General features: G+C 58.5%; 3 protein-coding genes. 2 read left to right on the plus strand and 1 reads right to left on the minus strand.

The annotated features are described in order from the left end of the window. On the plus strand, positions 1-581 hold a 581-nt coding region (locus WA354_RS21815; protein WP_472815131.1), incomplete at its 5' end, for a hypothetical protein. Positions 582-626: 45 nt separating this feature from the next. Continuing rightward, entirely contained in the window at positions 627-1,097 is a 471-nt protein-coding gene (locus WA354_RS21820) for a GNAT family N-acetyltransferase (protein ID WP_472815132.1), read from the plus strand. A 20-nt stretch (positions 1,098-1,117) separates the two neighbouring features. Here the strand turns inward: WA354_RS21820 and WA354_RS21825 are convergent. Then, positions 1,118-2,596 (minus strand): tannase/feruloyl esterase family alpha/beta hydrolase (locus tag WA354_RS21825; protein ID WP_472815133.1); only part of this gene is annotated, 1,479 nt, incomplete at its 5' end.

Raw genomic sequence — 2,596 nt, forward strand, 5'->3', positions numbered from 1 at the left:
TCGTTCTCTGGCCGTATCCGAAGAAGAAGGAGCTTGTGCCGCCGCTGATTGCTGATGACTCCATCCTCGCGCCGGGAACAAAGCGGCCGCTCATCATTCGTTTTGACGGCCCGTACTGGTTTCTGCAGCCGCCGTCGAAACGGCCCGGGCCCGGGGCCCACGTTGCGCAGGGCTCGCCCATCAACGTGAATCTTGAATCTAACAATGATGTCGCGTTGGTGATGAACGCGCATCAAAAGTTGGCGCGAGCAATCCCCACGGGGCGATGTCGCGAGATCGAGATAGCGATTGAAAATCGCGACAATAGACAAGGCCTTGTATCACTGGGCGTGTTGCTGACGGATGAAGATTCCGCCTCGAAGAGGACGCTCTACCTTGGTCAGCAGTCGATTGTGTCGACCGAGCCCGGTCATTTCTCCGTAAAAACAATACCGTTGTACGAGACGATTCGTTTTTCCGTGCCGCCCGACGCGCCACTGCGGAAGTTCAATGAGATTACCGTGATGTTTCTGCCGGATATCGAGCACACGTTTATCGCTCCGAGGATTGCGATTCAGCAGTTCGAGCTGTTTCCGCGTTGACGGAAATCTGTTCCGGCGGCGGTCCTGATTCCCTATACTCAGCCCATGTTAGAAACGCGAAGAGCCACCGTCAACGACGCTGAACTGATCACCCGGCATCGCAAGGCGATGTTTGCAGATATGCGGGACGCTCCGGAGCCGGCTTTAGAGAAGATGGCCCGACACTTCGAACCGTGGGTCCGGCGCATGCTCGCCAACGGCAAATATGCTGGCTGGATCATCGGCGACAAAGAGCGCGATATTGCCTCCGCGGGTCTGCTGGTGGTGGACTGGGCGCCCCACTTTCTTGATCCTGCTGGAGAACTACGCGGCTACGTACTCAACGTGTTTGTTGAGTCTGATTTTCGGAGGCGCGGATTGGCGCAGGCACTCATGACGGAGTGTATTGACGAGGCTCAGCGGCGCGGCATTCGCATAGTCGCCCTGCACGCATCGAAGAAGGGTCAGCCCGTTTACGAGAAACTCGGATTCACGACCAGCAACGAAATGCTCTACATTGCTCGAGGAAATGAGTAGGCCGCCCGATTCGGCCTTCACTATTTTTTCGGACTCGTGCATTCGAAGTTTTCTGCGCTGTTCGGATCGCCGCTGCCTTTGTAGCTCGCCGACTGCGGATAAGGGCACAAAGGCCTGGTCATCGTGGCAGCACCCAGTGGATTCCCTCCTGCTCTTTTGGTCGCGATGATGGTTCCTGGTGCTGTTCCCTTCTCAACCCAATTCTCCAGGGCGATAACAATGTTGCGCTGAGGGTCGTTGGACGGGGAGCCGACGAAGGCGCCGAAGCTGTCGGGACCGGGACCTCCACCGCAGTGCTGCATGCCGGGAACCATGTAGAGACGCGTAAAGGAATCAACATCAGCGCGGCCCATCTTGGCGATTACGTCCTCGTAGTAGTTCACCGTATTGAGAGCGGGAATCGCGGGATCGTTCCAGCCGTGATAAAGAATCAGCTTGCCACCGTGCTTGCGGAATGCGCTCAGGTCGGGATTCACTGCATTGAGCGCCGCGGCTGTCTTCTCCGCGGCGGCTTGCATGCCGCTATCTACAGTGAATGTTTTGTAGCTCCAGTCAGATTTCTCGTAGACCATGTTGGTGTAATAGCCGATGCCGAACATAGCCTGTGCACTCTTCGCGGGAGCGGGGCCTGTTATCCAAAGTGCCCAGCCCGCCCTGCCATCTTCCGCGCCGGGCAGATAACCGGGAAAGATCGTACGACCGGTAGAGTCCCTGATGCCCGCATAGATTGCCTTCAGCGCGGACACTTGCGGCGCCGTGAGGCACTTGTCCGTCCCTTCACCGGTCTTGCACTCGATCGAAGCAGGATCGAAATGGCATTGGCGCGGATCATTGAGAATGCCATCCCCCACGCCATCGAGTTTGTCGCACGCGGCAAGTACCGCCGTGGCAATCACCGGAACCTTCGGGGGTGGAATGAAGCTCTCCGGAGTCGCGGTAAGTGCCTGCAAGTCGACAACTGCGTTTGACAGCAATCCGGTCCAGTAGTTGGCAGGCGCACCGGCAATGATGCCGTCGTAATCCTCGGGATAGCGCTGCGCTTCCATCAGGGCTTCGCGTCCGCCATCGGAGCACCCATCGAAGTAGGAACCCTTCGGCGCCGATCCGTAAAACTGCGGAACGATGAGCCCGGCGACGCGGGTCATCTCGTGGATGCCCCGATAGCCAAAGTCGATGATCTTCTCCGGATGGCCAAGCGCCCACCTTGCATCAATGGGCGAAGCGGTGTGCCCGGTATCAGTGGCTGTGGCTGCATAGCCGCGGAGGATCGCGGCGCCGAGGCCATCGTAGCTGATGGCACCGGCGAATCCTCCGTTGCCAAGTCCCTCGAGCTTGCCGTTCCATCCGGCAAGCGGCATCCATACTTCGATAGGGATGTCGGAGTCTGCAGTCGGTTTGGCATGAGCCACGACACGGCAGAACCCGGGCAGCATTTTGTAGAAGGCGGACAAGTCGGCGCCTGTGAACGGCTCACGCGGTCCTTCGAAGGATCCCGGAGC

The sequence above is a fragment of the Occallatibacter sp. genome (assembly GCF_049802275.1).
Lineage (GTDB): Bacteria > Acidobacteriota > Terriglobia > Terriglobales > Acidobacteriaceae > Telmatobacter.

Bases quoted from the DNA above. Each gene is read 5' to 3' on its own strand.
- WA354_RS21820 (WP_472815132.1), top strand. From the start codon at position 627: ATGTTAGAAACGCGAAGAGCCACCGTCAACGACGCTGAACTGATCACC.